Annotated in this window: 24 protein-coding genes, 1 tRNA gene and 2 pseudogenes; 18 read left to right on the top strand and 9 right to left on the bottom strand. The window is 70.5% G+C overall.

Going from position 1 to position 23,696, the window contains the following annotated elements; genetic code table 11:
• Positions 1-41: 41 nt before the first annotated feature.
• A complete protein-coding gene (locus tag ACFWBD_RS02315; RefSeq protein WP_385661382.1) occupies positions 42-833 on the bottom strand; it encodes an SAM-dependent methyltransferase in 792 nt (263 codons plus the stop codon).
• Positions 834-956: 123 nt separating this feature from the next.
• On the opposite strand from ACFWBD_RS02315, the gene ACFWBD_RS02310 reads away from it, so the two are divergent.
• Together ACFWBD_RS02310 and ACFWBD_RS02305 are read left to right on the top strand one after the other, a co-directional pair.
• Positions 957-1,811, top strand: coding sequence for a Cof-type HAD-IIB family hydrolase (locus ACFWBD_RS02310; RefSeq protein WP_385661379.1), 855 nt, complete (start codon positions 957-959; stop codon positions 1,809-1,811).
• Positions 1,812-1,912: 101 nt separating this feature from the next.
• On the top strand, positions 1,913-3,157 hold the full coding sequence (locus tag ACFWBD_RS02305) for an amidohydrolase (protein ID WP_385661376.1): 1,245 nt from the start codon (positions 1,913-1,915) through the stop codon (positions 3,155-3,157).
• Between the two features lie 33 nt (positions 3,158-3,190).
• On the opposite strand, the gene ACFWBD_RS02300 is transcribed toward ACFWBD_RS02305, so the two are convergent.
• The 4 genes from ACFWBD_RS02300 to ACFWBD_RS02285 are packed head-to-tail and all read right to left on the bottom strand — an operon-like array spanning position 3,191 to position 5,141.
• On the bottom strand, positions 3,191-3,523 hold the full coding sequence (locus ACFWBD_RS02300; protein WP_171400748.1) for a DUF3140 domain-containing protein: 333 nt from the start codon (positions 3,521-3,523) through the stop codon (positions 3,191-3,193).
• A gap of 25 nt (positions 3,524-3,548) precedes the next feature.
• Entirely contained in the window at positions 3,549-4,031 is a 483-nt protein-coding gene (locus ACFWBD_RS02295) for a Dps family protein (protein ID WP_385661372.1), read from the bottom strand.
• Positions 4,028-4,285, bottom strand: coding sequence for a WhiB family transcriptional regulator (locus ACFWBD_RS02290; protein WP_385661369.1), 258 nt, complete (start codon positions 4,283-4,285; stop codon positions 4,028-4,030). The genes ACFWBD_RS02295 and ACFWBD_RS02290 overlap by 4 nt, the downstream gene beginning before the upstream one ends.
• A 55-nt stretch (positions 4,286-4,340) precedes the next feature.
• Positions 4,341-5,141: an alpha/beta hydrolase gene (locus ACFWBD_RS02285; RefSeq protein WP_385661367.1), complete on the bottom strand. Its 801-nt coding sequence runs from the start codon at positions 5,139-5,141 to the stop codon at positions 4,341-4,343.
• A gap of 112 nt (positions 5,142-5,253) precedes the next feature.
• On the opposite strand from ACFWBD_RS02285, the gene ACFWBD_RS02280 reads away from it, so the two are divergent.
• Positions 5,254-6,441 (top strand): thiolase family protein, encoded by a 1,188-nt coding sequence (locus tag ACFWBD_RS02280; RefSeq protein WP_385661365.1) that lies wholly within the window; start codon positions 5,254-5,256, stop codon positions 6,439-6,441.
• A gap of 115 nt (positions 6,442-6,556) precedes the next feature.
• Positions 6,557-7,330, top strand: a complete 774-nt coding sequence (locus ACFWBD_RS02275; RefSeq protein WP_385661363.1) for a sulfite exporter TauE/SafE family protein — start codon at positions 6,557-6,559, stop codon at positions 7,328-7,330.
• A 78-nt stretch (positions 7,331-7,408) separates the two neighbouring features.
• Here ACFWBD_RS02275 and cobF read toward each other — a convergent pair whose 3' ends face one another.
• Complete coding sequence (cobF, locus tag ACFWBD_RS02270) at positions 7,409-8,182, bottom strand: precorrin-6A synthase (deacetylating) (protein WP_385661361.1); 774 nt, start codon at positions 8,180-8,182, stop codon at positions 7,409-7,411.
• 42 nt (positions 8,183-8,224) lie between these two features.
• On the bottom strand, positions 8,225-8,755 hold the full coding sequence (locus ACFWBD_RS02265; RefSeq protein ID WP_385661358.1) for a DUF309 domain-containing protein: 531 nt from the start codon (positions 8,753-8,755) through the stop codon (positions 8,225-8,227).
• A 100-nt stretch (positions 8,756-8,855) separates the two neighbouring features.
• Between ACFWBD_RS02265 and ACFWBD_RS02260 the strand changes: the two genes are divergently transcribed.
• Positions 8,856-8,929: transfer RNA gene (locus tag ACFWBD_RS02260), tRNA-Pro, on the top strand.
• 86 nt (positions 8,930-9,015) lie between these two features.
• On the opposite strand, the gene ACFWBD_RS02255 is transcribed toward ACFWBD_RS02260, so the two are convergent.
• Positions 9,016-9,495, bottom strand: coding sequence for a hypothetical protein (locus tag ACFWBD_RS02255; RefSeq protein ID WP_385661357.1), 480 nt, complete (start codon positions 9,493-9,495; stop codon positions 9,016-9,018).
• 359 nt (positions 9,496-9,854) lie between these two features.
• Between ACFWBD_RS02255 and ACFWBD_RS02250 the strand changes: the two genes are divergently transcribed.
• From ACFWBD_RS02250 to ACFWBD_RS02215, 8 genes and pseudogenes are all read left to right on the top strand, one after another.
• Positions 9,855-11,165: an ABC transporter substrate-binding protein gene (locus ACFWBD_RS02250; protein ID WP_385661356.1), complete on the top strand. Its 1,311-nt coding sequence runs from the start codon at positions 9,855-9,857 to the stop codon at positions 11,163-11,165.
• Between the two features lie 70 nt (positions 11,166-11,235).
• Positions 11,236-12,195, top strand: a complete 960-nt coding sequence (locus ACFWBD_RS02245; RefSeq protein ID WP_385661353.1) for a carbohydrate ABC transporter permease — start codon at positions 11,236-11,238, stop codon at positions 12,193-12,195.
• Entirely contained in the window at positions 12,195-13,028 is an 834-nt protein-coding gene (locus tag ACFWBD_RS02240; RefSeq protein ID WP_385661351.1) for a carbohydrate ABC transporter permease, read from the top strand. Before ACFWBD_RS02245 ends, ACFWBD_RS02240 begins: the two co-directional genes overlap by 1 nt.
• A 90-nt stretch (positions 13,029-13,118) precedes the next feature.
• The gene (locus tag ACFWBD_RS02235) at positions 13,119-14,306 is read left to right on the top strand and encodes an ABC transporter ATP-binding protein (RefSeq protein WP_385661348.1); all 1,188 of its coding nucleotides are present in this window, start codon (positions 13,119-13,121) and stop codon (positions 14,304-14,306) included.
• Between the two features lie 75 nt (positions 14,307-14,381).
• Positions 14,382-14,865, top strand: a pseudogene (locus ACFWBD_RS02230) (aldo/keto reductase); the annotation flags it as partial.
• A 67-nt stretch (positions 14,866-14,932) separates the two neighbouring features.
• Positions 14,933-15,505 carry a TetR/AcrR family transcriptional regulator gene (locus ACFWBD_RS02225; protein WP_171400758.1) on the top strand — a complete coding sequence of 191 codons (573 nt, stop codon included), beginning with the start codon at positions 14,933-14,935 and terminating at the stop codon, positions 15,503-15,505.
• Positions 15,506-15,630: 125 nt separating this feature from the next.
• The gene (locus ACFWBD_RS02220; RefSeq protein WP_385661344.1) at positions 15,631-16,809 is read left to right on the top strand and encodes an acyl-CoA dehydrogenase family protein; all 1,179 of its coding nucleotides are present in this window, start codon (positions 15,631-15,633) and stop codon (positions 16,807-16,809) included.
• A 2-nt stretch (positions 16,810-16,811) separates the two neighbouring features.
• On the top strand, positions 16,812-17,570 hold the full coding sequence (locus ACFWBD_RS02215) for an SDR family NAD(P)-dependent oxidoreductase (RefSeq protein WP_385661341.1): 759 nt from the start codon (positions 16,812-16,814) through the stop codon (positions 17,568-17,570).
• A gap of 43 nt (positions 17,571-17,613) precedes the next feature.
• Here ACFWBD_RS02215 and ACFWBD_RS02210 read toward each other — a convergent pair whose 3' ends face one another.
• Positions 17,614-18,399, bottom strand: a complete 786-nt coding sequence (locus ACFWBD_RS02210; RefSeq protein WP_385661338.1) for a GntR family transcriptional regulator — start codon at positions 18,397-18,399, stop codon at positions 17,614-17,616.
• Between the two features lie 587 nt (positions 18,400-18,986).
• Between ACFWBD_RS02210 and ACFWBD_RS02205 the strand changes: the two genes are divergently transcribed.
• From ACFWBD_RS02205 to ACFWBD_RS02185, 5 genes and pseudogenes are all read left to right on the top strand, one after another.
• Entirely contained in the window at positions 18,987-20,006 is a 1,020-nt protein-coding gene (locus tag ACFWBD_RS02205; protein WP_385661335.1) for a sugar ABC transporter substrate-binding protein, read from the top strand.
• Positions 20,006-21,082 carry an ABC transporter permease gene (locus ACFWBD_RS02200; RefSeq protein ID WP_385661333.1) on the top strand — a complete coding sequence of 359 codons (1,077 nt, stop codon included), beginning with the start codon at positions 20,006-20,008 and terminating at the stop codon, positions 21,080-21,082. Before ACFWBD_RS02205 ends, ACFWBD_RS02200 begins: the two co-directional genes overlap by 1 nt.
• A 5-nt stretch (positions 21,083-21,087) precedes the next feature.
• Positions 21,088-22,002 carry an ATP-binding cassette domain-containing protein gene (locus ACFWBD_RS02195; RefSeq protein WP_385661331.1) on the top strand — a complete coding sequence of 305 codons (915 nt, stop codon included), beginning with the start codon at positions 21,088-21,090 and terminating at the stop codon, positions 22,000-22,002.
• Between the two features lie 52 nt (positions 22,003-22,054).
• Positions 22,055-22,240 (top strand): annotated as a pseudogene (locus tag ACFWBD_RS02190) (2-keto-myo-inositol dehydratase); the annotation flags it as partial.
• Positions 22,241-22,391: 151 nt separating this feature from the next.
• Positions 22,392-23,645 (top strand): serine hydrolase domain-containing protein, encoded by a 1,254-nt coding sequence (locus ACFWBD_RS02185; RefSeq protein ID WP_385661329.1) that lies wholly within the window; start codon positions 22,392-22,394, stop codon positions 23,643-23,645.
• Positions 23,646-23,696: the final 51 nt, after the last annotated feature.

Genomic DNA, 23,696 nt, shown 5'->3' with positions numbered 1-23,696 from the left:
GTCCTCCACGGTCGGTACGTCCGTTGCGTGCCGTACGTCCGTCAGGGTTTCACGGCCACCGCGCCGTACTGCGGCACCACCGCGAGGGAGTCGGCCTCGCCGCGCCAGCGCGAGCAGGACACCAGGCCCGGCTCCAGCAGTTCCAGGCCCTCGAAGAACGCGGCGATCTCCGCGCCGCCGCGTGAAGTGATCGGCGGGGTGGCGTTCTCGTTCCAGAACCTCATCGCCGGGATCTGGCCCTCGCCGCCCACCTCGCTGTCGTGGGTGGGGTGCGTCAGGACCAGGAAGCTGCCGGAGGGGACGTCGGCCATGACCTTGCGGACGATGTCCCGGGCCGCCTCGAAGTCCAGGACGAAGTTCAGGATGCCCAGCATCATCACCGCGACCGGGCGGGTGAAGTCCAGGGTGCCCGCCGCGCGTTCGAGGATCTGGGCCGGGTCGTGCACGTCGGCGTCGATGTAGTCGGTGACGCCGGCGGCGGTGCCGGTCAGCAGCGTACGGGCGTGCGCCAGCACGATGGGGTCGTTGTCGACGTACACGATCCGCGACTCGGGCGCGATGCGCTGCGCGATCTCGTGGGTGTTGTCGGCCGTCGGCAGTCCGGTGCCGATGTCGAGGAACTGCCGCACCCCGCGCTCCTCGGTGAGGAACCGCACGGCCTGCCCCAGGAACCAGCGGTCCGCGCGCGCGATCTCCCGGATGAGCGGGAACATCCCGGCGACATGCTCGCCGACCCGCTGGTCGACCTCGTAGTTGTCCTTGCCGCCGATCCAGTAGTTCCACACCCGCGCGTTGTGCGCCACGCCGGTGTTCAGCCGTGCCGACCCGCTCACCTGACCGCCCTCTCGCTCACGTCCGGCCCGCGTCACGGGCCTTTGCCCGCCATTGTGCCGCCGGATGATCACCGTTGTCCCCGGTAGGGTGAAAATCCGGTGATCCCGTACAGGAAGCAGGCCATGCCCTACTCGCACGCCCCCCGCCCTGCCGCGTCCGCGTCCCCGGCGGGTCCCGTCGACATCCGGCTGGTCGTCACCGACATGGACGGCACACTGCTCGACGACGACAAGAAGGTGCCCGAGGGCCTGTGGGAGACGCTGGCGCGGCTGCGGGAGCGCGGGGTGCTGTTCACCCCGGCCAGCGGGCGCCAGTACGCCACCCTGGCCGCGGAGTTCGCCGAGGTCGCCGACGGCATGGTGTTCATAGCGGAGAACGGCACCTATGTGGTGCGCGACGGGGAGGAGCTGAGCTCCGATCCGCTGGCGCCGGGCGTGGTCGCGCGGGTGATGGAGGCCGTGCGGGGGCTCACGTCCGACGGCGTCGACGTGGGCGCCGTCGTCTGCGGGAAGCGGTCCGCCTACGTCGAGCGGGCCGACGAGGCGTTCCTGGCCGAGGTGGGCCGGTACTACCTGCGGCACCGGGTCGTCGAGGACGTCACCGCCGTCGACGACGACATCATCAAGGTCGCCCTCTTCGACTTCGGGTCCGCCGAGCGGACCACCGCCCCGGCGCTCGCGCCCTTCGCGCGGACCCACCAGGTCGTCGTCTCCGGTGAGCACTGGGTCGACGTGATGAACCGCACCGCCAACAAGGGCGCGGCGCTGCGCGCCCTCCAGCGGGAGCTGGGCATCACGCCCGCGCAGACCATGGTGTTCGGCGACTATCTCAACGACCTGGAGATGCTGGACGCCGCCGACTGGTCGTTCGCCATGGCCAACGCCCACCCGGAGGTCGTCCGCCGGGCCCGCCACCTCGCGCCCTCCAACAACGACAACGGGGTCCTGCGCACCGTCGCGCGTCTGCTGGACCTCTGACGGACCTCTGCCTCCGCCGCCCCGGCGCTCCGGACGGTGAAGTCCGGCCGATCGCGCTCGTCGGCTGCGGCCGGCGGGACGCCTCTCCTAGGCTGCGCTGTATGACCGAACCGGCCGTTGTCGCCCGCCTGACCCGCGAGATCACCTCGGGACTCGAACCCGGCCGGCTGGCGGGCTTCTACCAGGACCTGCACCGCCACCCCGAGCTGTCCTTCCAGGAACACCGCACCGCCGCGAAGCTGGCCCTGCGGCTGCGCGCGGCCGGGTACGAGGTGACGGAGGGGGTGGCCCGCACCGGCGTCGTCGGGGTGCTCGCGAACGGCGACGGGCCGGTGGTGTGGCTGCGCGGTGACATGGACGCGCTGCCCGTGCGGGAGGCGACCGGGCTGCCGTACGCCTCGACCGTCGACGGGCTGATGCATGCCTGCGGTCACGATCTGCACGTCACCTGGCTGGCCGCGGCCGCCGAGGCGCTCGCCGACGCCCGTGAGGCCTGGTCCGGGACGCTCGTCGTGGTCGGGCAGCCCGCGGAGGAGGCCGGGGGCGGCGCGGCGGCGATGGTCGCCGACGGGATCCACGCCCGCTTCCCGCGCCCGGACGCGCTGTTCGGCCAGCATGCGGCGCCCGGGCTCGCCGGGTTCTACCCGCACACGCCCGGCCTGACGCTGTCGGCCTCGGACGACGTCGACGTCGTCGTGCACGGTGTGGGCGGGCACGGTTCACGGCCCGAGTCGACGGTCGACCCGGTCGTGACGTCCGCGTACATCGTGACCAGGCTCCAGACCGTGGTCGCGCGCGAAATCGCGGCGAGCGAGTCGGTGGTGCTGACGGTGGGCAGTTTCCACACCGGTACGACTGCCAACATCATCCCCGCCGAGGCCCGGCTCGCGCTGAACGTGCGCACCCAGGACGTCCGGGTGCGGGAGCGGGTCCTCGCCGCGATCCGGCGGGTCGTCGAGGGGGAGTGCGCCGCCGCGGGCTGCCCGGTCCCGCCCGAGGTCACGGTCCGCCCCGGCTGCCCGAACACCGTCAACGACGCCGCGCTGGACGGGGAGATCGCCGCCGTACACCGTGAACTCTTCGGCGAGCACACGGTGTTCGACTTCGGGCAGGCGCTGGGCAGCGAGGACTTCTCCCTGCTCGCCCCGGCGGGCGTGCCGTACGACTACTGGTACGTGACCTCGACCCCGGCGCCCGTGTGGGAGGCGGCGCCGGGGGAGGAGTTGCGGGAGAAATTCGAGGGAGTGCCGGGAAACCACAGCCCGTTGTTCGCGCCGGACCTGTCCGTGCTGGTGCCGGGAGTGCGCACGCTGGTGTCGGCGGCGCTCTCCCGGCTCACCGGCTGAGGCGGCTGAGGCTCGGGCGGCCCGCGCGGGGCCTCAGGGCTTGAGCGGATCGTGGCCGATCGTCATCAGGCGATGGCGTCCGCGGGTGTCCTCGGCCCGGGGTTCGTTCTCCAGGTCCGCCTGCGCGGTGACCGTGTCCACGACCCGGTACATCACGCGGACGTCGTCGTCGGTCAGGTCCGTGCGCCGCTTCTGGAGGATCGCCAGCACATGCTGCCCGGTGGGGGTCCCCGCCTCCTCGGGCAGGGGCTCGGCGTTCTCGTCGGCGTCGCGCACCCGCAGCCAGGCGGCCAGTTCCTGCGAGGTCATGTTCACGACGCGGTGGAAGTCCTCCCACAGCGCGTCGAGTTCGAGTGCGTCGGTCATGACGTGCCCCTCGCTCCTTTCGTGGTCAGTGCTCGCGCGGCCAGTTCTCCGCCTCGAACATCCACCGCTGCTTCTCCAGCTCGGCGGTGATGCCGATCAGCAGGTCCTGGGTGACCGGATCCGCTTCCTCGGTCGCCGTGATCCGCTCCCGCAGCCGTCCGATGGCCGCCCCCAGGGTGTCCGCGATCAGCTGGACGACGTCCTCGTCGCGCAGCCAGCCGTCCTTCGGGGACGGCAGGGTGAACGCCGAGGCGATCGTCTCCGGGCGGCCGTCGGGCGGCAGGCCCAGGGCAGCCGCCCGCTCGGCGACCGTGTCGGAGTACGAACGGGCCGTCGAGACCACCTCGTCGAGCTGGAGGTGGATCGAGCGGAACCGGGGCCCGACGATGTTCCAGTGCGCCTGCTTCCCGATCAGGGAGAGGCCCAGGAGATCCACGAGGGTGGTCTGCAACGCGTCGAAGGTGACCTGGCGGGCCGGTTCGGGCAGCGGGCTCTTCACGACAGTCATGCGGTGCTCCTCGTCGTCGCGTCGTTTCTGGCGGTACGGAGCAGTTCCGCGCGTTCCTCCTCGCCGGTCCCGCCCCACACGCCCGACGTCCGTCCGATCGCGAACGCGTAGGACAGACACTCGGCGCACACCGTGCAGCGGGCGCAGACGCGCTTGGCCGCCGCGACGTCGCGCAGGGCGGGTCCGCTCGTGCCCACGGGGAAGAACAACTCGGGGTCCTCGCCCACACAGGCGGCACTGCGCAACCACTCCATGAAGGCGCGGGTGCCCCGGTCACACCACCGCAAACAGCCGCATCTCCGTTCCGTCTCAGCGAGCGGGCACACCGTCCAGGAAACGCGTCACGTCCGCGAACACCTCGGCGCGGTTCGTCTCGTTGAAGACCTCGTGACGGGCTCCCGGGTAGATCCGCTCGGTCGGCGCACCGCCGCTCAGCCGCTCGACGCCGGTCCGGCTGCCGGGCAGTGGGACCAGCCGGTCCTCGTCCCCGTGCAGCCACAGCAGGGGCAGCGGGCCGACGTCGCCGTCCTCGGCCACGGTCCGCAGGGTCCGTGCGAACGCCTCCAGCGTCGGCCGCTTCATCGGCCCGTGCCATACCAGCTCGTCCGCCGCGTAGGCCGCGCCCACCGCGGGGTCGCGGGAGAGGGCGGCGGGCGAGACGGGGAGGTCGGGGATCTCCTCGTGCGCCAGCAGCCGCCCGGGCAGCTCCCAGTCGCCGATCACCGGGCCGGACAGCACGAGCGCGGCGAGCGTGTCGCCGTACCGCTGGGCGTACCGGGCCGCGATCAGGCCGCCCATGGAGTGCCCGATCACGATCAGGGGGAGGTCCGGGTGGGCGGTCCGGGCGAGCCGCGCCACGGCGTGCACATCGGTGACGACGTCCTCGAAGTCCTCGATCACCACGCGCTCGCCCGCCGACCTTCCGTGACCCATGTGATCCGGGGCGAAGACGGCCGCGCCGTGCCCGGTCAGCACGCCGGCGAGTTCCCCGTAGCGGCCGGCGTGCTCGCCGTAGCCGTGCACCACGAGGGCGAGCCGGCGGGGCCGCGGAGGGGACCACTCGCGCACGGCGATCGTGCCGCGGGTCCCGGTGAGGACGTGTCCGGTCATCGCTCCTCCAACTGCGTCGGTGAAGGCCGGTGAGGCTTCCGGGGATCTTCCCAGGGGGTCGGAGCGGGGTCTACAGTCAAAAAACTAGCAGTGCTAATAAAGGAGTCCTGACGTGCGCCCCGTCCACTTCGCGGCCGCCCGCCGCACCCCCGTCGGCAGACTGCGCGGAGCCCTGTCCTGCGTCCGGCCCGACGATCTCGCCGCGACCGTCATCCGCGGCCTGGTCGCCGAGGTGCCCGCGCTCGACCCGGCCCGTATCGACGACGTCTACTGGGGCGCCGCCAACCAGGCGGGCGAGGACAACCGCAACGTCGCCCGGATGGCCGCCCTGCTCGCCGGCCTCCCCGAGACCGTGCCCGGCGCCACGGTGAACCGGCTGTGCGCCTCCGGGCTCGAGGCCGTCACGACCGCGGCCCGCACGATCGCCGCGGGCGAGGCCGACATCGTGCTGGCCGGCGGCTCCGAGTCGATGAGCCGCGCCCCCTTCGTCCTGGCCCGCCCCGACGAGGCACTCCCGCACCGGGTCGAGACCGTCGACACCCGGCTCGGCTGGCGCCTGGTCAACCCCGCCATGAAGGACCTGCACGGCCTGCTCGCCATGGGAGAGACCGCCGAGGAGGTCGCCGCGCGGTACGGCATCACGCGCGAACGCCAGGACGAGTTCGCCCTGCGCAGCCACCGGCTGGCGGCGCTGGCCCGCGAGGACGGCCACTTCGACGACGAACTCCTGCCCGTACGGCGCCCGGACGGCGTGGTCGTCGACGCCGACGAGGGCATCCGCGAGGACACCTCGCCGGAGAAGCTCGCGAAGCTGAAGCCCGTGTTCCGCGAGGGCGGCACGGTCACCGCGGGCAACGCCTCACCCATGAACGACGGCGCCGCCGGACTCCTCCTCGTCAGCGAGGAGGCGCTCAACGAGCTGGGCCTGGAGTCCCTGGGCCGCTATGTCGCCGGCGCCTCCGCCGGGGTCCACCCCGACGTGATGGGCATCGGACCGGTCCCCGCCACCCGCAAGGCGCTGGCCCGGGCCGACTGGAGCGTCGACGACGTCCAGGCGGCCGAGTTCAACGAGGCGTTCGCCGCCCAGGTACTCGCCTGCGTCGACCAGCTCGGCATCGACCCCGGCCTGGTCAACACCAGCGGCGGGGCGATCGCCCTCGGCCACCCGCTCGGCTGCTCGGGCGCCCGCATCCTCACCACCCTCCTGCACCGCATGCGCCGCACGGGGGCGGAGCGCGGGCTGGCCACGATGTGCGTGGGCGTCGGACAGGGGAGCGCGGTACTGGTGGAGAGGCACTGAGACGCTCTGACGGCGTCGGCCTGGGCCACCGGGTGAGAGGTCACCGGGCGGGAACGGCCACCAGGCGAGACGGCCTTCTGGCCGTCCGGTAGGTGTGCGTAGCATCGGTCTCCGCATGAACACGATGAACCTGTGGCACATCACCGGCTGGGAGTTCGTGGCGCTGGCCCTCGCGGCCCTGCTCGTCGGCTTCTCCAAGACGGCCGTCAGCGGGGCCAACACGGTCAGTCTCGCGATCTTCGCGGCGATCCTGCCCGCCCGAGCCTCCACGGGCGTCCTGCTGCCGATCCTGATCGCCGGCGACGTCCTCGCCGTCCTCACCTACCGGCGGCACGCCCACTGGCCCACGCTGTGGCGGCTGTTCCCGGCGGTCGCGGCCGGCGTGGTCTTCGGGACGGTGTTCCTGGTGTGGGCCGACGACGGGATGGTGCGCACCTCGATCGGCGCGATCCTGCTGCTGATGGCGGGCGTCACGATGTGGCGGCGCCGCACGGCCGACGCGGGCGGCGAACCCGACGCCGTGGTCACCCGGGCCGGCCGCGTCAAGGCCCGCTCCTACGGCGTCCTCGGCGGCTTCACCACCATGGTCGCCAACGCCGGCGGTCCGGTGATGTCGCTGTACCTGCTCTCGGCCGGCTTCCGCAAACTCGGCTTCCTCGGCACCTCCGCGTTCTTCTTCCTGATCGTCAACGTCTCGAAGGTGCCGTTCAGCGCGAGCCTCGGACTCATCGACGGCGAATCACTTCTCCTGGACGCGGCGCTCGTCGCGTTCGTCGTCCCCGGCGCGCTGCTCGGCAAGTGGGCCGTGCCCCGCATCAACCAGCGGCTCTTCGAGCGACTCGTGATCGCGGCGACCGTGGTGGGCGGCCTCCAACTGCTGCTGCGCTAGCTGTACTGCCCGGGCAGCCGGTCCTCAGGGCGCTGTCACCCCCCGCGCGCACGCGGGGACGTGACCGCCCGGGGGAGGCTACCGGTGCCCCGGGTTGCGGCGCAGCAGATAGGTGTCCATGATCCAGCCCTTGCGTTCGCGCGCCTCGGCGCGCAGCCGCTCGATGCGGGGGCCGGCCTCCGCGATCGGGCCGGAGACGAGGATCTCGTCCGGGGTCCCTATGTAGGCGCCCCAGTAGATGTCGACGTCCTCCTCGGCGTACTGCCGGAAGGTCTGGTGGGCGTCCAGCATCACCACCACGTCGTCCACCCCCTCCGGGAAGCCCTCGGCGAGCCGCCGGCCCGTCGTGATCTGCACCGGACGCGCCACCCGGTTCAGGCCGGTGCGGTGCCGGGCGACGAGCGCCGAGACGCTGCTGATCCCGGGGACGACGTCGTACTCGAAGGCCACCGCGCCCCGGGCCAGAACCTCCTGGAGGATGCCCAGCGTGCTGTCGTAGAGCGCCGGGTCGCCCCAGACCAGGAACGCGCCGCTCTGGTCCTCGCCGAGTTCCTCGGTGATCAGCCGCTCGTAGATCTCGGCACGGGCACTGCGCCAGTCGCCGACGGCGGGGGAGTAGGACGCGCCCCCGGCCCCGCGGTCCCGCTCCGGGTCCCGGGCCTCGACCACCCGGTACGCACCGTGCGGCAGGTGCGCGTCGAGCATGTCGTGGCGCAACCGCGTCAGGTCGCTCTTCACCTCGCCCTTGTCCAGGACGAAGAACACGTCCGTGCTCCGCAGCGCCCGGACCGCCTGGAGGGTCAGCTGCTCGGGGTCGCCCGCGCCGATACCGATGACATGAATCTTTCGCACGCCACGAGTCTGCCGTACGCCACCGACAGTGACCGGGCCGGGTCAGCGCAGCCGGGGCGCCCGGCTCCTCGCGTCCACGGCGGCGCCGGTCCGCTCCACGGTGTCCGCCAACTCCCGCGCCCAGCGGGCCAGACCGGCGAGATCCATTCCGTGCGGCCGGTCCTGCCCCGCGCCGGCCGCCCACTCCCGCAGCGCCCCGGCACCGCGCCGCAGCAGCCGAGCCCCGCCCGTGAGGTTGCCCCGGGCGGCGTGCGTCAGGCCCACCGAGAGCTGCGCGAGCCCGCGCCACAGGGCGCGCTCCGAGTCGGGGCCCGACTTCCAGGCGTCCTCGAAGACCTCGTGCGCGTGGAACGGCTTCCCGGCGTCCAGCAGGGTCTGCGCCTCGGCGACGGTCGCCTCCGGGGTGCGGACGACCCCTTCGGGCTGCCGCTCCACACCGGGCGTGCCGTACGGCAGGGGCCGGCCGAGTCCGTCCCGCGGCCGGGCGTTGCGCGCCCGCCCCTCGCCGTCCCGGTCCCGGGGACCGGTGGGCCGGCCGCCGCTCGTACCTCCTGCGCTGTCCAAACGGTCCATACGGCGATTGTCCCGCGTCCGGGCCCTCTACGGCGCACCGCCCGGCGTGGGGTAAAGTGCTGTTCGCGTGATCGCACGGCGAACGCCGTGCGAAGCGCACCGGGACGTGGCGCAGCTTGGTAGCGCACTTGACTGGGGGTCAAGGGGTCGCAGGTTCAAATCCTGTCGTCCCGACTTGCGAGTAGCAGGTCGGAGGTCATTTCCGGTTGGCCGGAAGTGGCCTCTTCGTCATTACTTGGGGACCAGATGGGGACCAAGTGCTATGGGGCGGTTCTGTAGCGCACCTTGGTGGTGCTGGAGGCGAGGGCCTGGGCCGCTCGCGCGGCGGGTTCGCTCCGGCCGGAGTCCTGGGAGCCGCCGGCCGACAACCGGTGCGGTGTGTCGTACCGGCGGCCGGGCACCCGCTCCTCCGCCCAGGGTGGCGGCGACAACGCGACCGTGCGGTACGCGGCGGTCTCTCCCGGGCGGTGGACGTAGACGTCCCACACCCCTCCCGCCACGATCCCCGCGGCGACCGTGCCGTGTGAGTCGCCGGCGACGGAGCTGGGGTAGGGGCCGGTGCCGTACTGGGCCTCCTCCGTCAGGTCCGACAGGCGCCACCGCTGGTGGTGGTAGTGGGAGCCGTTCGCGGTGATCACCCTGCTGCCGTCCGGCGTCACTGTCATGTCCTCGACATCGGCGACGGCGTCGCTGTAGGCGGTCTCCTGCAGCGTGCCGGAGCCTGCGCCGTACCCGCGCATGCCCGGCGCGCCCTGGCTGTCCGCGGTGACGAGCCGGTCGGGCGCGCCCGGCGACGAGGCGAGTCACGGCTTGCCGTACCGGACGGGGTTGTCGTCGAGGCTGACGGCCGGCGTCGCCTCGGCGATGGCGACCGACCCGATGCCGGCGTCGAAGACGGCGGCCTGGTGTCCCCAGTCGCTCGAGCCCTCGTCATCCGGCTCCGCACCTGATCGACCGGACAGGTCCCGCTGGGCCGGTCTGGGTGATTTGATGCGATATGTGCTTGATCATGCCTTATGTGGTCTTTAGTCTTCGCCGGGAGAGAAACGCTGCGAGGTCCGAGTCCCGTGCCACCGTCCGGAAGCGAGGTGTGGAGCGCGTGCACGCGAGGTGCGGCTGCCGGCCCGTTGCGGGTCAGAAGGGACGCCCCAGGGGGACGCGATGGCTGCGGGCGTTCGCCGTACTGCCGTTGCTGGCGTCGGTGCTCGCCGCCTGCGGCAGTGACGAGGGCTCCGGTAGGCCCACCGTCAACTGGTACAACTTCCCCGACGACTCCGGTGCGCTCCAGAAGGCGGCCGACCGGTGCAGCCACGCGTCGGGCGGCCGCTACAGGATCAGCTACAACAAGCTCCCGCGTGCCGCGGACGGCCAGCGCCAGCAGCTTGTCCGCAGACTCGCCGCTGAGGACGACTCGCTCGACATCCTGGGCCTGGACGTCACCTGGGCCGCGGAGTTCGCCGAGGCACGCTGGATCCGGGAATGGACGGGGACGGCGAGGCGGCAGGCCGTAGAGGGCACCCTGCGCGTACCGCTGCGGACCTCGACCTGGAAAGGCAAGCTGTACGCCGTCCCGTACAACACCAACACCCAGCTCCTGTGGTACCGCAAGGACCTGGTGCCCACCCCACCCAAAACCTGGGCCGAGATGCTGGGCATGGCCGGCGCCCTCGCCCGGCAGGGCAAACCGCACTTCGTGGAGATCCAGGGCGCCCAGTACGAGGGCCTGACCGTCTGGTTCAACACGCTGATCAACAGTGCGGGCGGTTCCATCCTCAACGCGAGCGCGACCGAGCCCTCCCTCGGTCCTCCTGCCGTGCGGGCCGCGGGGATCATGCGTGATCTGGCGAGGTCCCCGGCCGCGGACCCCTCCCTGCCCAACCAGATGGAGGACCAGAACCGGCTCGCCATGGAGTCGGGGACGGCGGCGTTCGAACTCAACTACCCGTTCGTCTATCCGTCGATGAAGGCGAACAACCCCGAGCTGTTCAAGAACTTCCGCTGGGCGCCGTACCCTCGGGTCGACGCGAATCGTCCGGCACGGCCCACCATCGGCGGCATCGATCTGGCGGTGAGCGCCTACTCGCGCCATCCCGACCTGGCCTTCGAGGCGGCGCTGTGCCTGCGCAACCGGGAGAACCAGCTCACCGCCGCGCTCGAGGGCGGTCTGCCGCCCACCCTGCGCGCCCTGTACGACGAGCCCGCGTTCACGAAGGAGTACCCCTTCTCCGGGGAAGTGCTGGCCGCTCTGGAGTCGGCGAGTGTGCGACCGGTGACTCCGGTCTACCAGAACGTGTCGATCGCGGTCTCCCACACGCTGTCTCCGCCGTCCGGGATCAAACCGGAGAGCTCGGTCGACACCATCGGGGAGCAGATCGACGATGCCCTGCGATCCGAGGGTGTGATCCCGTGAACCACCACCTCCCGCACCACTTCGTCGCCCGGCGCCGCAGCGCGCGGGCCTCGTCCTCGGGCGGCCCGAGATGAGCACGCGGGCGCAACCGGCCGGAACCCCGCCGCCCCCCGGGGCGAAGACGGAGCAGGCGGGGCCGGACCGGGCGGCACGCTCGGCGGGCGCCAGGCAGGAGCGGCGGCTCGGCTGGCTGCTCTGTGCGCCCGCGGTCGTCGTCATGATCGCCGTGACCGCCTACCCCATCGGGTACGCCGTCTACCTGTCCCTTCAGCGGTACGACCTGCGCTTTCCCGGACGGGCGGAGTTCGTGGGCCTGAGCAACTACGGGGCGGTGCTGTCCTCCCCGTTCTGGTGGGACGCCTTCTGGGTCACCCTGTTCATCACCGCCGTGTCGGTGGCGATCGAGCTGGTCCTCGGAATGGGGCTCGCCCTGGTGATGCACCGCACGATCTTCTGGCGCGGCGTCGTCCGCACCTCGGTCCTCATCCCGTACGGGATCGTCACCGTGGTCGCCGCCTTCTCCTGGCAGTACGCCTGGACCCCTGAGCTCGGATACCTCGCCGCGTTGCTGCCCAGCGGAGAGGCCCCGCTGACCGAGCAGTGGCCCGCCCTCTGGCTGATCATCCTCGCCGAGGTGTGGAAGACGACGCCGTTCATGGCCCTGCTGCTGCTCGCGGGCCTCGCACTGGTCCCCGAGGAGACCCTGAAGGCGGCCATGGTGGACGGTGCCACCGCCTGGCAGCGCTTCACCAAGATCATGCTGCCGCTGATGAAACCGGCCGTCCTGGTGGCACTGCTCTTCCGCACACTGGACGCGTTCCGGATCTTCGACAACATCTACATCCTGACCGCGGGCGCCCAGGGGACCGGCTCTCTGTCGATCCTCGGGTACGACAACCTGTTCACCGCGCTGAACCTGGGCATCGGGTCGGCGATCTCGGTCCTGATCTTCATCTGCGTCGGGATCATCGCCTTCACCTTCGTCAAACTGTTCGGCACCGCCGCACCCGGCGCGGAGGTGAAGCGCTGATGGCCGAGGTAGGTAAGACGCACGCCGCCCGGTGGGGTGTCATCAACGTGGTGGTGGTGCTGTACGCCCTGTTCCCGGTGTGGTGGATCGCCGCGCTGTCGTTCAAGGACCCCACCACCCTGACGGACGGCAACTACATCCCCACGGACTGGACCTGGGAGAACTACCAGGGCATCTTCGAGACCGCCGAGTTCACCCGCGCGCTGATCAACTCGATCGGTATCGCCCTGATCGCCACGGTGATCGCGGTGGTGCTGGGCACCATGGCCGCCTACGCGGTGGCCAGGCTGCGCTTCCCCGGCAAGCGGGTGCTCATCGGCATGTCACTGCTGATCGCCATGTTCCCGCCGATCTCCCTGGTGTCACCGCTGTTCAACATCGAGCGGATCATCGGGATCTTCGACACCTGGGTCGGGCTGATCATCCCGTACATGACCTTCTCCCTGCCGCTCGCGATCTACACGCTGTCGGCCTTCTTCCGGGAGATCCCCTGGGATCTGGAGAAGGCCGCCAAGGTCGACGGGGCGACCCCCGCGCAGGCCTTCCGGATGGTGATCGTGCCGCTGGCCGCGCCGGGCGTGTTCACCACGGCCATTCTCGTGTTCATCTTCTGCTGGAACGACTTCCTGTTCGCGATCTCGCTGACTTCCACCGAGTCCGCGCGCACAGTGCCGGCCGCGATCGCGTTCTTCACCGGGAGCTCCCAGTTCCAGCAGCCCACAGGGTCGATCGCCGCCGCCGCTGTGGTCATCACCATCCCGATCATCGTTTTCGTCCTGTTCTTCCAGCGGCGGATCGTCGCCGGACTGACCTCCGGGGCAGTCAAGGGGTGAACGGGCCGACCGCGGCAGACAGGTCACCGGCCCGGGACACCGACCGCAGTGCTCGGACCCGGAAGGCATGAAGGCAAGGAGGCACCATCCATGGCCGAGATCATCCTCGAGGGAGTCACCAAGCGCTTTCCCGACGGGTCCCTCGCCGTGAAGGACGTGGACCTCGAGATCGCCGACGGCGAGTTCGTGATCCTGGTCGGTCCGTCGGGATGCGGCAAGTCCACCACCCTGAACATGATCGCCGGACTCGAGGACATCACCGAGGGCACCCTGCGCATCGGAGGCCGAGTCGTCAACGACCTGGCTCCCAAGGAACGCGACGTCGCCATGGTGTTCCAGAGCTATGCCCTGTACCCGCACATGAACGTCCGGGAGAACATGGGCTTCCCGCTGCGTCTGGCCAAGGTGGACAAGGACACCATCAACGCCAAGGTGACGGAAGCCGCCCGGATCCTCGACCTCACCGATCACCTGGACCGCAAGCCCGCCAACCTCTCGGGCGGTCAGCGTCAGCGGGTGGCCATGGGGCGGGCGATCGTCCGTGATCCCAAGGCGTTCCTGATGGACGAGCCGCTGTCCAACCTGGACGCCAAACTCCGGGTACAGATGCGCACTCAGATCTCCCGGCTGCAGCGGAGCCTCGGCACGACCACCGTGTACGTCACCCACGACCAGACCGAGGCGATGACGCTCGGCGACCGCGTCGTGGTCATGAGACAGGGCCTGGTCCAGCAGATCGGCACCCCTGCCGAACTGTACGACCTGCCGCGCAACATCTTCGTCGCGGGCTTCATCGGCTCCCCGGCGATGAACTTCCTGAACGCCAGCCTGGAGGGCAGCGCCCTGCGCTCGCCCCTGGGCGAGCTGACTCTCGACGACCGTACGAGACAGGCGCTGGAAAGGCAGAACGCGCCCCGCGAGGTCATCGTCGGGCTACGACCTGAGGCATTCGAGGACGTGGCCCTGTCACGCGACCGGGACCGGACGGGCCCGGTCTTCACCGCCACCGTGGAGGTACTGGAGTCACTGGGCTCCGATGCCTTTGTCTACTTCACCGCGGAGGGCGGGCCCGCGACGACCACCGAACTGGAGGAGCTCGCCAAGGACTCGGGCCTGCGCGACACCGGCGCCGACACCCATCACATCGTGGCCCGCCTGAACGCCGCCACGCGTGCCCGCGAGGGCGAACCCGTAGAGCTGCAGGTCGACATGGCCAAGGCTCACGTGTTCGACCCGGCGACCGGAGCGAACCTGACGCATCCGGTGAGGGCGGACTGACGACGCACCACACGGGGCGCGATCCGCATCCATGCCCGGTAAAAGCCCTTGCCCTGAAGCGCACTTCAAGCCCATGCCATGGGGCGGGTGGAGCGGGCCCGCGCCCTCGCCGCCGCGGCGGGACTGCCCGGCTACGAGGTGCTCCAGTACCAGCACAGTCATCTGCGCCCGCGCTTCGACGTCCCCAGCGACCTCTTCCCGGACGGCAGCCTCGGTCACGCGGGGCGCCGAACTCCTCGGCTATGTGCGGGCCGAGCCCGGCCTCACCCTGGTCGCCTGCTCGCCGCTGCTCGCCGGCGCCCACGTACGGCAGGACAAGCCCCTGCCGCCGGACTGCGACCACCCGGGCACCCCGGCCCGGCTGGCCGTGCCGCGCGAGGTCGCCCGCGAGGGCGGCGCGAGCGTCAACCAGGTCGTGCTGGCCTGGCAGTCGGGCGGGGAACTGCCGATCGTCCCGCCGGCCGGGGCGTCGTCGGTGGCGCAACTGGGGGAGAACCCGGCCGCCGTCTACCTGGAGCTGACCGCGGAGCTGCGCGCCCGGCTGGACGCCGCGCGCTGACGACCGGGCCCGTCCGGGCGCAGTCAGCGGGGCACCCCGGGAGCAACCGGGAGGCTACGCTGGGATCATGCCGTCCACCCGCCGTACCGCCAGGCAGGCCGACCTGCTGGAACGCCTCGTCGCGCTACTGACGGCGGAGGGGTTCTCGGACCTCACCCTGGACGACCTCGCCGAGCGGCTGCGCTGTTCCAAGACGACTCTGTACCAGCTGGCCCGCAGCAAGCAGGGGCTGGTCGTGGAGGCGGTCAAGCACTACTTCCGCGGGGCCACCGAGGCGGTCGAGAAGCGGGTGGCGCAGACCGTCGACCCCTCGGACCGGGTCCGCGCGTACCTGACCGCCGTGGCCGAACAGCTGCGCCCGCTCTCGCGCCGGTTCCTCGACGACGTGGCGGACTTCCCGCCCGCCCGCGAGGTGTACGAGGCCAACACGCGGATGGCCGCCGAGCGGGTGCGCCGGCTGATCGCCGAGGGCGTCTCGGACGGCGCCTTCCGCGAGGTGCACACCGCGTTCGTCGGAGAGGTCGCCGCCGCGACCATGCGCCAGATCCAGCAGGGCGAGCTCAAGACCCGCACCGGGCTGACCGACGCGGAGGCGTACGAACAGCTCGCGTCGCTCATCGTGCACGCCGTCTCCTCCTGAAGCGGACACTCTCCCGTCGCGGTCGGATGCCCCGTACCGCCCCGGTGCCGTACTGTGAATGATACGTTCGTACGCACTTCAGTATCACTTCCAGTACTTTCCGGTACTCCTACGTGGAGGTCACCATGCCTGCCACTCGTGCCCTGCCGACCGAGGAAGCCGTCGAGCTCATCCAGCTCACGCGCACCCTCGCCGCCAAGGAACTCGCGCCCCGGGTCGCCGACGCCGAGGCGGACGGGGCGTTCCCCCGGGACGTCTTCCGCACCCTCGGGCGCAGCGGTCTGCTCGGGCTGCCCTTCGCGGAGGAGGACGGCGGGGCGGACCAGCCGTACGAGGTCTACCTCCAGGTGCTGGAGGAGGTCGCCGCGGTCTGGTCGAGCGTCGCCGTGGGCATCTCCGTGCACGCCCTGTCCTGTTTCCCGCTGGCCCGCTTCGGCACCGAGGAGCAGCGGCGCAGGTGGCTGCCGGACATGCTGGGCGGCGAACTGCTCGGCGCGTACTGCCTGTCCGAACCGCACGCCGGCTCCGACCCGGCGGCCATGCTCACCCGCGCGGTCCGCGACGGCGACTGCTACGTGCTCAACGGCACCAAGGCCTGGACCACGCACGGCGGTTACGCCGACTTCTACACGGTCATGGCCCGCACCTCCGACGACCGCGCGCACGGCATCTCCTGCTTCCTGGTCCCGGCCGGCACCCCGGGGCTCAGCGCCGATCCGCCGGAGCGGAAGATGGGCCTGACGGGCTCGGCGACCGCGACCATGCGGCTGGAGGACGTCCGGGTGCCCGTCGAGCGCCGGATCGGGCAGGAGGGGCAGGGGCTGAAGATCGCGCTCGCTTCCCTCGACTGCGGCCGGCTGGGCATCTCGGCCGTCGCCACCGGCCTCGCCCAGGGCGCCCTCGACCACGCGGTGCGCTACGCGCGGGAGCGGGAGACCTTCGGCAAGCCGATCATCGAGCACCAGGGGCTGGCGTTCGTGCTCGCCGACATGGGCGCCGCGATCGAGTCGGCGCGGGCCACCGCGCTGTCCGCCGCCCGGTTGAAGGATCTCGGCCTGCCCTTCACACGGGAGGCGTCGATCGCCAAACTCGTGGCCACGGACAACGCCATGAAGGTGACCACGGACGCCGTGCAGGTGCTCGGGGGGTACGGATACACCCGTGACTTCCCCGTGGAGCGCTATATGCGCGAAGCCAAGGTCATGCAGATCTTCGAAGGAACCAACCAGATCCAGCGCATGATCATCTCTCGTGCGCTGGACCGTGACGAGGGCGGTGTGCTCACCGTCCTCGGCAAGGAGTGATGATGCAGCTCGAGAACACCGCCGCCCTTGTCACCGGCGGTGCGTCCGGCCTCGGCGCGGCCACCGCGAAGGCCCTCGCCGAGGGCGGCGCCCACGTCTTCGCCCTCGACCTCAAGGACGGCATCGACCAGGCGCCCGAGGTGCCGGGCGTGACCTATGTGCCCGCCGACGTCACCGACCCCGAGCAGGTCGGCGCCGCCGTCGCCACCGCGGCGGGCTCCGGTGTCCCGCTGCGCACGGTCGTCAACTGCGCCGGTATCGGCCCGTCCGCGCGGATCCTCGGCAAGAGGGGCGTCCACGACCTCGGTCTGTACGCCAAGGTGATCCAGATCAACCTGATCGGCACCTTCAACGTGCTCGCACTCGCCTCGGAGGCCATCGCCGCGACCGAGGCCGACGAGAACGGCCAGCGGGGCGTCATCGTCAACACCGCCTCCATCGCCGCGTACGACGGGCAGATCGGCCAGGCCGCCTACGCGTCGTCGAAGGGCGGGGTCGTCGGCCTGACCCTGCCCGCCGCCCGCGACCTCGCGCAGTACGGGATCCGGGTGTGCACCATCGCCCCGGGCATCGTGGAGACGCCGATGCTGGCGACGGTGTCGGACGAGTTCCGCGCCTCCCTCGCCGAGGGCGTGCCCTTCCCGCGCCGCCTGGCCCGGCCCGAGGAGTACGCCCGGCTGGCCCTGGCGATCGTCGACCACGACTACCTCAACGGCGAGACCATCCGCATGGACGGCGCGCTGCGGATGGCCCCCAGGTAGGCCCTGGGCAGGCCCCTGGGGGTCAGTGGGGTCTCTGGAGGCTTCAGGACCTGACCAGCAGCTGGAAGTCGAACGCGTACCGGGACGCGCGGTAGATGTGCGTCCCGTACTCGACCGGCCGGCCGGTGTCGTCGTAAGCCGTGCGCTGCATGGTCAGCAGGGCCGCCCCCTCCTTCTCGGCGAGGAGGGCGGCCTCCTCGGCGGTGGCGGAGCGGGCGCCGATGGTCTGGCGGGCACTGTGCAGGGTGATGCCCGCCGAGCGCAGCAGCCGGTACAGGCCGGTCGACTCCAGGCGTTCCGTGTCGAGGTCCAGGAGGGCCGGGGGCAGGTAGTTGCACAGGAACGCCACCGGCTGTCCGTGCGTGGCGCGCAGCCGCTCCAGGAGGGTGACCTCGCTGCCCTGCGGGACACCGAGCGCGGCGGCCACGCCGGCGGTCGCCGGCACCTGTTCGTTGCGTACGACATGGGTGGTGGGTCCCTGACCGGCCGCCTCCAGGTCGTCGTAGAGGCTGCTCAGTTCCAGCGGCCGTTTCACCTGGCTGTGCACGACCTGGGTGCCGACTCCTCGCCGTCGCACCAGGAGCCCCTTGTCGACCAGGGACTGGATGGCCTGGCGGACCGTCGGACGGGACAGGCCCAGGCGGGTCGACAGGTCGATCTCGTTGCCGAGGAGGTTGCCCGGGGCGAGCGCTCCCTGTTCGATCGCCCCCTCCAACTGCTGGGCGAGCTGGTAGTAGAGCGGCACGGGGCTGGTGCGGTCCAGGGCGAAATGCAGCAGGTCGAGCGCGGAGCCGGGCACGGCACGGGATCGGTCGCCGGTCCTCGCCATCGGGGCACCTCCTCGGGTCGGTGGGGTCGGGGGGCGAGAGCGGCTGGAGAAGCGGGGGAGGGTTACGGACCGGATCAGCCGGATGCGAGGTGTCCCGCGGGTCCGGTGCAGGTCCCGCTCTCGGCCTCGTGCATCACGGTCAACTCCCGCCGGGCGAGGGCGATACGGTCCTTTCGAACGTCTCCGTCCGCATGAGGGGTGCGCCTGGTCACCAGGGGTGGAGATCGATCCCGGTACGACCCCTCGTGATCACGCCCGGTGGCTGGGCCGACTCGGCCATGTGCGACGCTCCTCATGGTGATCGGGGGCCTGGCGTCTCCCAGGTGTAGGTCCCCGGGACCCGCACTGTCAAGAGTTTGTACTTACATTCGGACCTGCTTGTGAAATGATGTCTTAACAAAGCATTGACAGTGAGCCCGTCAAGGGATTGGATCCGGCATCAAGCAGCGCACGCCGGGTCCGAGACACCTGAACAGTCGCGGACCCGGCCCCATGGCCCCAATCTGAGTAGAAACGGGCCCCGGATCCTCGCGATCGCCTCCCCTTTTCCCGTCGTTTTCTCCGTCGCACAGTGAGGTGCAGGAAAGATGGACAGCTCTTCTCCCTTCCGCTCGAGCAGAATCGCCCCGGTCGTGGCCATGGCCGCGGCGGTGGCCCTGACCCTTGCAGGCTGCTCCAGCGGTTCCGGCGGCAAGAAGTCCGAGGAGAGCGCGGACGGCGCTTCCGCGGGCAAGGCGAGCACTCCGCAGATGACGGTCGCCCTGGTGACCCACCAGTCGCCCGGCGACACCTTCTGGGACATCGTCCGCAAGGGCGCCGAGGCGGCCGCCGCGAAGGACAACGTCAAGCTGGTCTACTCGGCCGACCCGAACGCCGGGAACCAGGCCACCCTGATCCAGAACGCGATCGACCAGAAGGTCGACGGCATCGCGGTCACCCTCGCCAAGCCGGACGCGCTGAAGGACGTCATAGCCAAGGCGAAGACCGCGAAGATACCCGTGGTCGGCCTCAACTCCGGTGTCAGCGAGTGGAAGAACCTCGGCCTGATGGAGTTCTTCGGCCAGGACGAGACGGTGGCCGGCGAGGCGCTCGGCAACAGGCTCAACTCCGAGGGCGCCAAGAAGGCCGTCTGTGTCATCCAGGAGCAGGGCAACATCGGCCTCACCCAGCGCTGTGCCGGTGTCAAGAAGACGTTCTCGGGCACGACGGAGACCCTGTACGTCAACGGCACCGACATGCCGTCCGTGAAGTCGACGATCACCGCCAAGCTGAGCCAGGACAAGGCCATCGACTACGTCGTCACCCTCGGCGCCCCGTTCGCGCTGACGGCGGTGCAGTCGAAGTCCGACGCGGGCAGCAAGGCCAAGATCGCGACCTTCGACCTGAACAAGGACCTGACGAGCGCCATCGACAAGGGCACGATCGCGTTCGCCGTCGACCAGCAGCCCTACCTCCAGGGCTACCTGGCGGTCGACTCGCTGTGGCTCTACAAGAACAACGGCAACTACATGGGCGGCGGCGAGCAGCCGGTGCTGACCGGTCCGGCCTTCGTGGACAAGACCAACGTCGACGCGGTCGCCTCGTTCGCCGCGAAGGGCACCCGGTGATGAGCATGACCCATCATGCCGAGCCGGCGGTGACCACACCGCCGGCCCCCGGCCGCAAGGAGAGCGACGGCCGGACCGAACAGCGCCCCCTGGCCCTGCGGCTGTTGGCCCGCCCCGAGGTGGGTGTGTTCCTCGGCGCGGTCGCGGTGTACGTGTTCTTCCTGATCACGGCGCCGCCGGTGCGTGACGGCAGTTCGATGGCCAACATCCTGTACCAGTCGTCGACGATCGGGATCATGGCGCTGCCGGTCGCGCTGCTGATGATCGGCGGCGAGTTCGACCTCTCCGCAGGTGTCGCCGTCATCACCTCGGCGCTCACCGCGTCCATGCTCAGCTACCAACTCACCATGAACGTGTGGGTCGGTGTCGTCGTCGCCCTTCTGGTGTCCCTCGGGATCGGCTTCCTCAACGGCTGGATGGTCGTGAAGACCGGGCTGCCGAGCTTCCTGATCACCCTGGGCACCTTTCTCATCCTCCAGGGTGTGAACCTGGCGGTGACCAAGCTGGTCACCACCAACGTGGCCACCGACGACATCAGCGACATGGACGGCTTCGGCCAGGCCAAGAAGGTCTTCGCCTCGTCCTTCGACGTCGGCGGTGTCCAGGTCAAGATCACCATCGTGTACTGGCTGGTCTTCGCGGCCATCGCCACCTGGATCCTGCTGCGGACCCGCTACGGCAACTGGGTCTTCGCGGTGGGCGGCAACAAGGAGAGCGCCCGGGCGGTCGGCGTGCCCGTGACGTTCACCAAGATCTCGCTGTTCATGCTGGTCGGCTTCGGCGCCTGGTTCGTCGGGATGCACCAGCTGTTCACCTTCAACACCGTGCAGTCCGGCGAGGGCGTCGGCCAGGAGCTGATCTACATCTCCGCGGCCGTCATCGGCGGCTGTCTGCTGACCGGCGGCGCCGGCTCGGCGATCGGCCCGGTCTTCGGCGCGTTCATGTTCGGCATGGTGCAGCAGGGCATCGTCTACGCCGGCTGGAACCCCGACTGGTTCAAGGCCTTCCTCGGCGTCATGCTCCTCGGCGCCGTCCTCATCAATCTGTGGGTCCAGCGCACGGCCACCCGGAGGTGACCCGAATGACCACCAACGGAACCGGCACGCACGGCGCCATCCTCGCGGACACCGCTCCCGAGGGCGGTGACAGTCCACTCGTCGAACTGCGCAACGCGGGCAAGTCCTACGGCAACATCCGTGCCCTGCACGGGGTCGATCTCGCCGTCCGTCCCGGCCAGGTGACCTGTGTCCTCGGTGACAACGGCGCCGGCAAGTCCACCCTCATCAAGATCGTCTCGGGGCTGCACCAGCACACCGAGGGCGAGTTCCTCGTCGACGGCCACCCCGTGCGCTTCGCCACCCCGCGCGAGGCTCTCGACAAGGGCATCGCCACCGTCTACCAGGACCTGGCGACGGTCCCGCTGATGCCGGTGTGGCGGAACTTCTTCCTCGGCTCCGAACTCACCAAGGGCCCCTGGCCGGTGCGCCGTCTCGACATCGAGAAGATGAAGAAGACCGCCGACGAGGAACTGCGCAACATGGGCATCGTCCTGGACGATCTGGAGCAGCCCATCGGGACGCTCTCGGGCGGTCAGCGCCAGTGCGTCGCCATCGCCCGCGCCGTCCACTTCGGCGCCCGCGTCCTCATCCTCGACGAACCGACCGCCGCCCTCGGCGTCAAGCAGTCCGGTGTGGTGCTGAAGTACATCGCCGCCGCCCGCGACCGCGGCCTCGGCGTCATCTTCATCACCCACAACCCCCACCACGCCTACATGGTCGGCGACCACTTCAGCGTCCTGCGTCTGGGCACCATGGAACTCTCCGCCTCCCGCGACCAGGTCGGCCTCGAAGAACTCACCAACCACATGGCCGGCGGCACCGAACTCGCGGCTCTCAAGCACGAGTTGGCCCAGGTCCGTGGCGTCGACGTCGAGGAGCTCCCGGAGGAGAAGGACCTCACCGCCCCCATGGCGACTCCTGGGGAGAGGACGCCCTGACACGGCGAACGCCCTCGACCGCATCCGGGCCGGCTCGGTCCCCGGTTCCCGACAGCGCGGGGTGATGGGCGAACCACCGTCCGGTGTACCGGAGTTGGAGCCGGTTCTGATCGCGGCCCAGCGGCTCGGCGTCGAGCTGTTCGCGATCGTGGAGCAGGACGTGTACCCGTGCGAGCCGGACCGGCCGCTGCCCATCGCGGCGCGCACCCGGAAGTTCCCGCGCTCCTGCGGGGCCTGACCCGGGGGCCGGGTGGCCAGGCGCGTCGCGCCGTCGCCGACAGGCGGCGGCGCGCCCGCGCTCGTATGGTGGGGGTGATGGGCCGCATGCGGCCCGTGCCCCTGGTGCGGCTGTGGCCTGCGGCGGAACCTCCTCATACGGGAGCGAGCCCATGACACACCCGTGTATCCGACTGAGCAGGGGGATCGTCGTCGCCGCCGCGGTGGGGGCGCTGGTGGTGCCGGCCGCGGGCGGTCCGGCGATGGCGCTGCCGTCCTCGGCCCCCACGGTGGCCGCCGGCACCGAACCACCCTCGCCGTCCTCCTCCGGGGACGGCGTCGTCGAACTCACCCCGGCCGTACAGAAGCAGGTCGACGACGCCGTGCAGCGGGTGATGAAGCAGGCGAGCATCCCCGGCGTGTCCGTCGGCATCTGGACGCCGGGCAAAGGCGAGTACGTGAAATCCTTCGGCGTCGCCGACAAGAGCACCGGCAAGAAGATGGACCCCGGCCTCTACATGCGTATCGGCAGCGAGACCAAGACGTTCACCGTCACCGCGGTCCTCCAGCTGGTCGACGAGGGGAAGATCGGCCTCGACGACACCATCGGCGAGTACATCGACGGCGTACCGAACGGCGACAAGATCACCCTGCGGCAGCTGGCCGGCATGCGCAGCGGGCTGTTCAACTACTCGGCGGACGAGGACTTCTTCAAGGCGCTGACCTCCGACCCGCAGCGGCCGTTCACCCCGCAGCAGCTGCTCGACTACTCGTTCAAGCATCCCGTGCTGTTCCCGCCGGGTGAGAAGTTCTACTACTGCAACACCAACCTGATCCTGCTCGGCCTGGTCGTCGAGCAGATGAGCGGCCAGCATCTCAACGACTACATCCAGGACCACATCCTGGACCCGGCCGGCCTGGAACACACCCTGTTCCCGACCGGCAACGAGTTCCCGACCCCGCACTCCCAGGGCTACACGAACCAGACCGCGACCGGGAAGATCGAGGACAGCGCCGACTGGAACCCGTCCTGGGGCTGGGCGGCCGGCGCGATGATCTCCCAGTTGGAGGACCTGCGGGTCTGGGCGCGTACCGTCGCCACGGGTGTGCTGCCCGACGGCGAGCGGATGATCAGCCCCGCCACCCAGAAGCAGCGCCTGATCACACCGCCGACCCCCATTCCGGGCGCCGGATACGGTCTCGGCATCTTCGACGTGCAGGGCTGGATCGGCCACAACGGCTCGCTGCCCGGCTACGAGTCCCTGACCATCTACCTGCCGTCGGCACGAGCGACCCTCGTCGTCGTGCTCAACACCGACATCAACTACAAGAACGAGGAGCCCAGCACCCTGTTCGGCGACGCGATCACCACGATCATCTCCCCGGACCACATCTTCAACCTGCCGGCGGAACCAGCGGCGAGGTGAGGACGTTCAGACAGACACCAGGTGTGTGAAGTCGGGGACGGGGAGGGTGAG

Origin of the sequence: Streptomyces sp. NPDC060002, assembly GCF_042737245.1 — a bacterium.
Classification (GTDB): Bacteria; Actinomycetota; Actinomycetes; order Streptomycetales; family Streptomycetaceae; genus Streptomyces.
Note: the sequence above shows the minus strand (reverse complement) of the source record. Positions and strands in the feature narration are given on the sequence as shown.

Coding starts and splice junctions, on each gene's coding strand:
- ACFWBD_RS02310 (WP_385661379.1), top strand. CDS start 957: ATGCCCTACTCGCACGCCCCCCGCCCTGCCGCGTCCGCGTCCCCGGCG.
- ACFWBD_RS02305 (WP_385661376.1), top strand. CDS start 1,913: ATGACCGAACCGGCCGTTGTCGCCCGCCTGACCCGCGAGATCACCTCG.
- ACFWBD_RS02300 (WP_171400748.1), bottom strand. CDS start 3,523: ATGACCGACGCACTCGAACTCGACGCGCTGTGGGAGGACTTCCACCGC.
- ACFWBD_RS02295 (WP_385661372.1), bottom strand. CDS start 4,031: ATGACTGTCGTGAAGAGCCCGCTGCCCGAACCGGCCCGCCAGGTCACC.
- ACFWBD_RS02290 (WP_385661369.1), bottom strand. CDS start 4,285: ATGGAGTGGTTGCGCAGTGCCGCCTGTGTGGGCGAGGACCCCGAGTTG.
- ACFWBD_RS02285 (WP_385661367.1), bottom strand. CDS start 5,141: ATGACCGGACACGTCCTCACCGGGACCCGCGGCACGATCGCCGTGCGC.
- ACFWBD_RS02275 (WP_385661363.1), top strand. CDS start 6,557: ATGAACACGATGAACCTGTGGCACATCACCGGCTGGGAGTTCGTGGCG.
- ACFWBD_RS02265 (WP_385661358.1), bottom strand. CDS start 8,755: ATGGACCGTTTGGACAGCGCAGGAGGTACGAGCGGCGGCCGGCCCACC.
- ACFWBD_RS02255 (WP_385661357.1), bottom strand. CDS start 9,495: ATGCGCGGGTACGGCGCAGGCTCCGGCACGCTGCAGGAGACCGCCTAC.
- ACFWBD_RS02245 (WP_385661353.1), top strand. CDS start 11,236: ATGAGCACGCGGGCGCAACCGGCCGGAACCCCGCCGCCCCCCGGGGCG.
- ACFWBD_RS02240 (WP_385661351.1), top strand. CDS start 12,195: ATGGCCGAGGTAGGTAAGACGCACGCCGCCCGGTGGGGTGTCATCAAC.
- ACFWBD_RS02235 (WP_385661348.1), top strand. CDS start 13,119: ATGGCCGAGATCATCCTCGAGGGAGTCACCAAGCGCTTTCCCGACGGG.
- ACFWBD_RS02225 (WP_171400758.1), top strand. CDS start 14,933: ATGCCGTCCACCCGCCGTACCGCCAGGCAGGCCGACCTGCTGGAACGC.
- ACFWBD_RS02220 (WP_385661344.1), top strand. CDS start 15,631: ATGCCTGCCACTCGTGCCCTGCCGACCGAGGAAGCCGTCGAGCTCATC.
- ACFWBD_RS02215 (WP_385661341.1), top strand. CDS start 16,812: ATGCAGCTCGAGAACACCGCCGCCCTTGTCACCGGCGGTGCGTCCGGC.
- ACFWBD_RS02210 (WP_385661338.1), bottom strand. CDS start 18,399: ATGGCGAGGACCGGCGACCGATCCCGTGCCGTGCCCGGCTCCGCGCTC.
- ACFWBD_RS02205 (WP_385661335.1), top strand. CDS start 18,987: ATGGACAGCTCTTCTCCCTTCCGCTCGAGCAGAATCGCCCCGGTCGTG.
- ACFWBD_RS02200 (WP_385661333.1), top strand. CDS start 20,006: ATGAGCATGACCCATCATGCCGAGCCGGCGGTGACCACACCGCCGGCC.
- ACFWBD_RS02195 (WP_385661331.1), top strand. CDS start 21,088: ATGACCACCAACGGAACCGGCACGCACGGCGCCATCCTCGCGGACACC.
- ACFWBD_RS02185 (WP_385661329.1), top strand. CDS start 22,392: ATGACACACCCGTGTATCCGACTGAGCAGGGGGATCGTCGTCGCCGCC.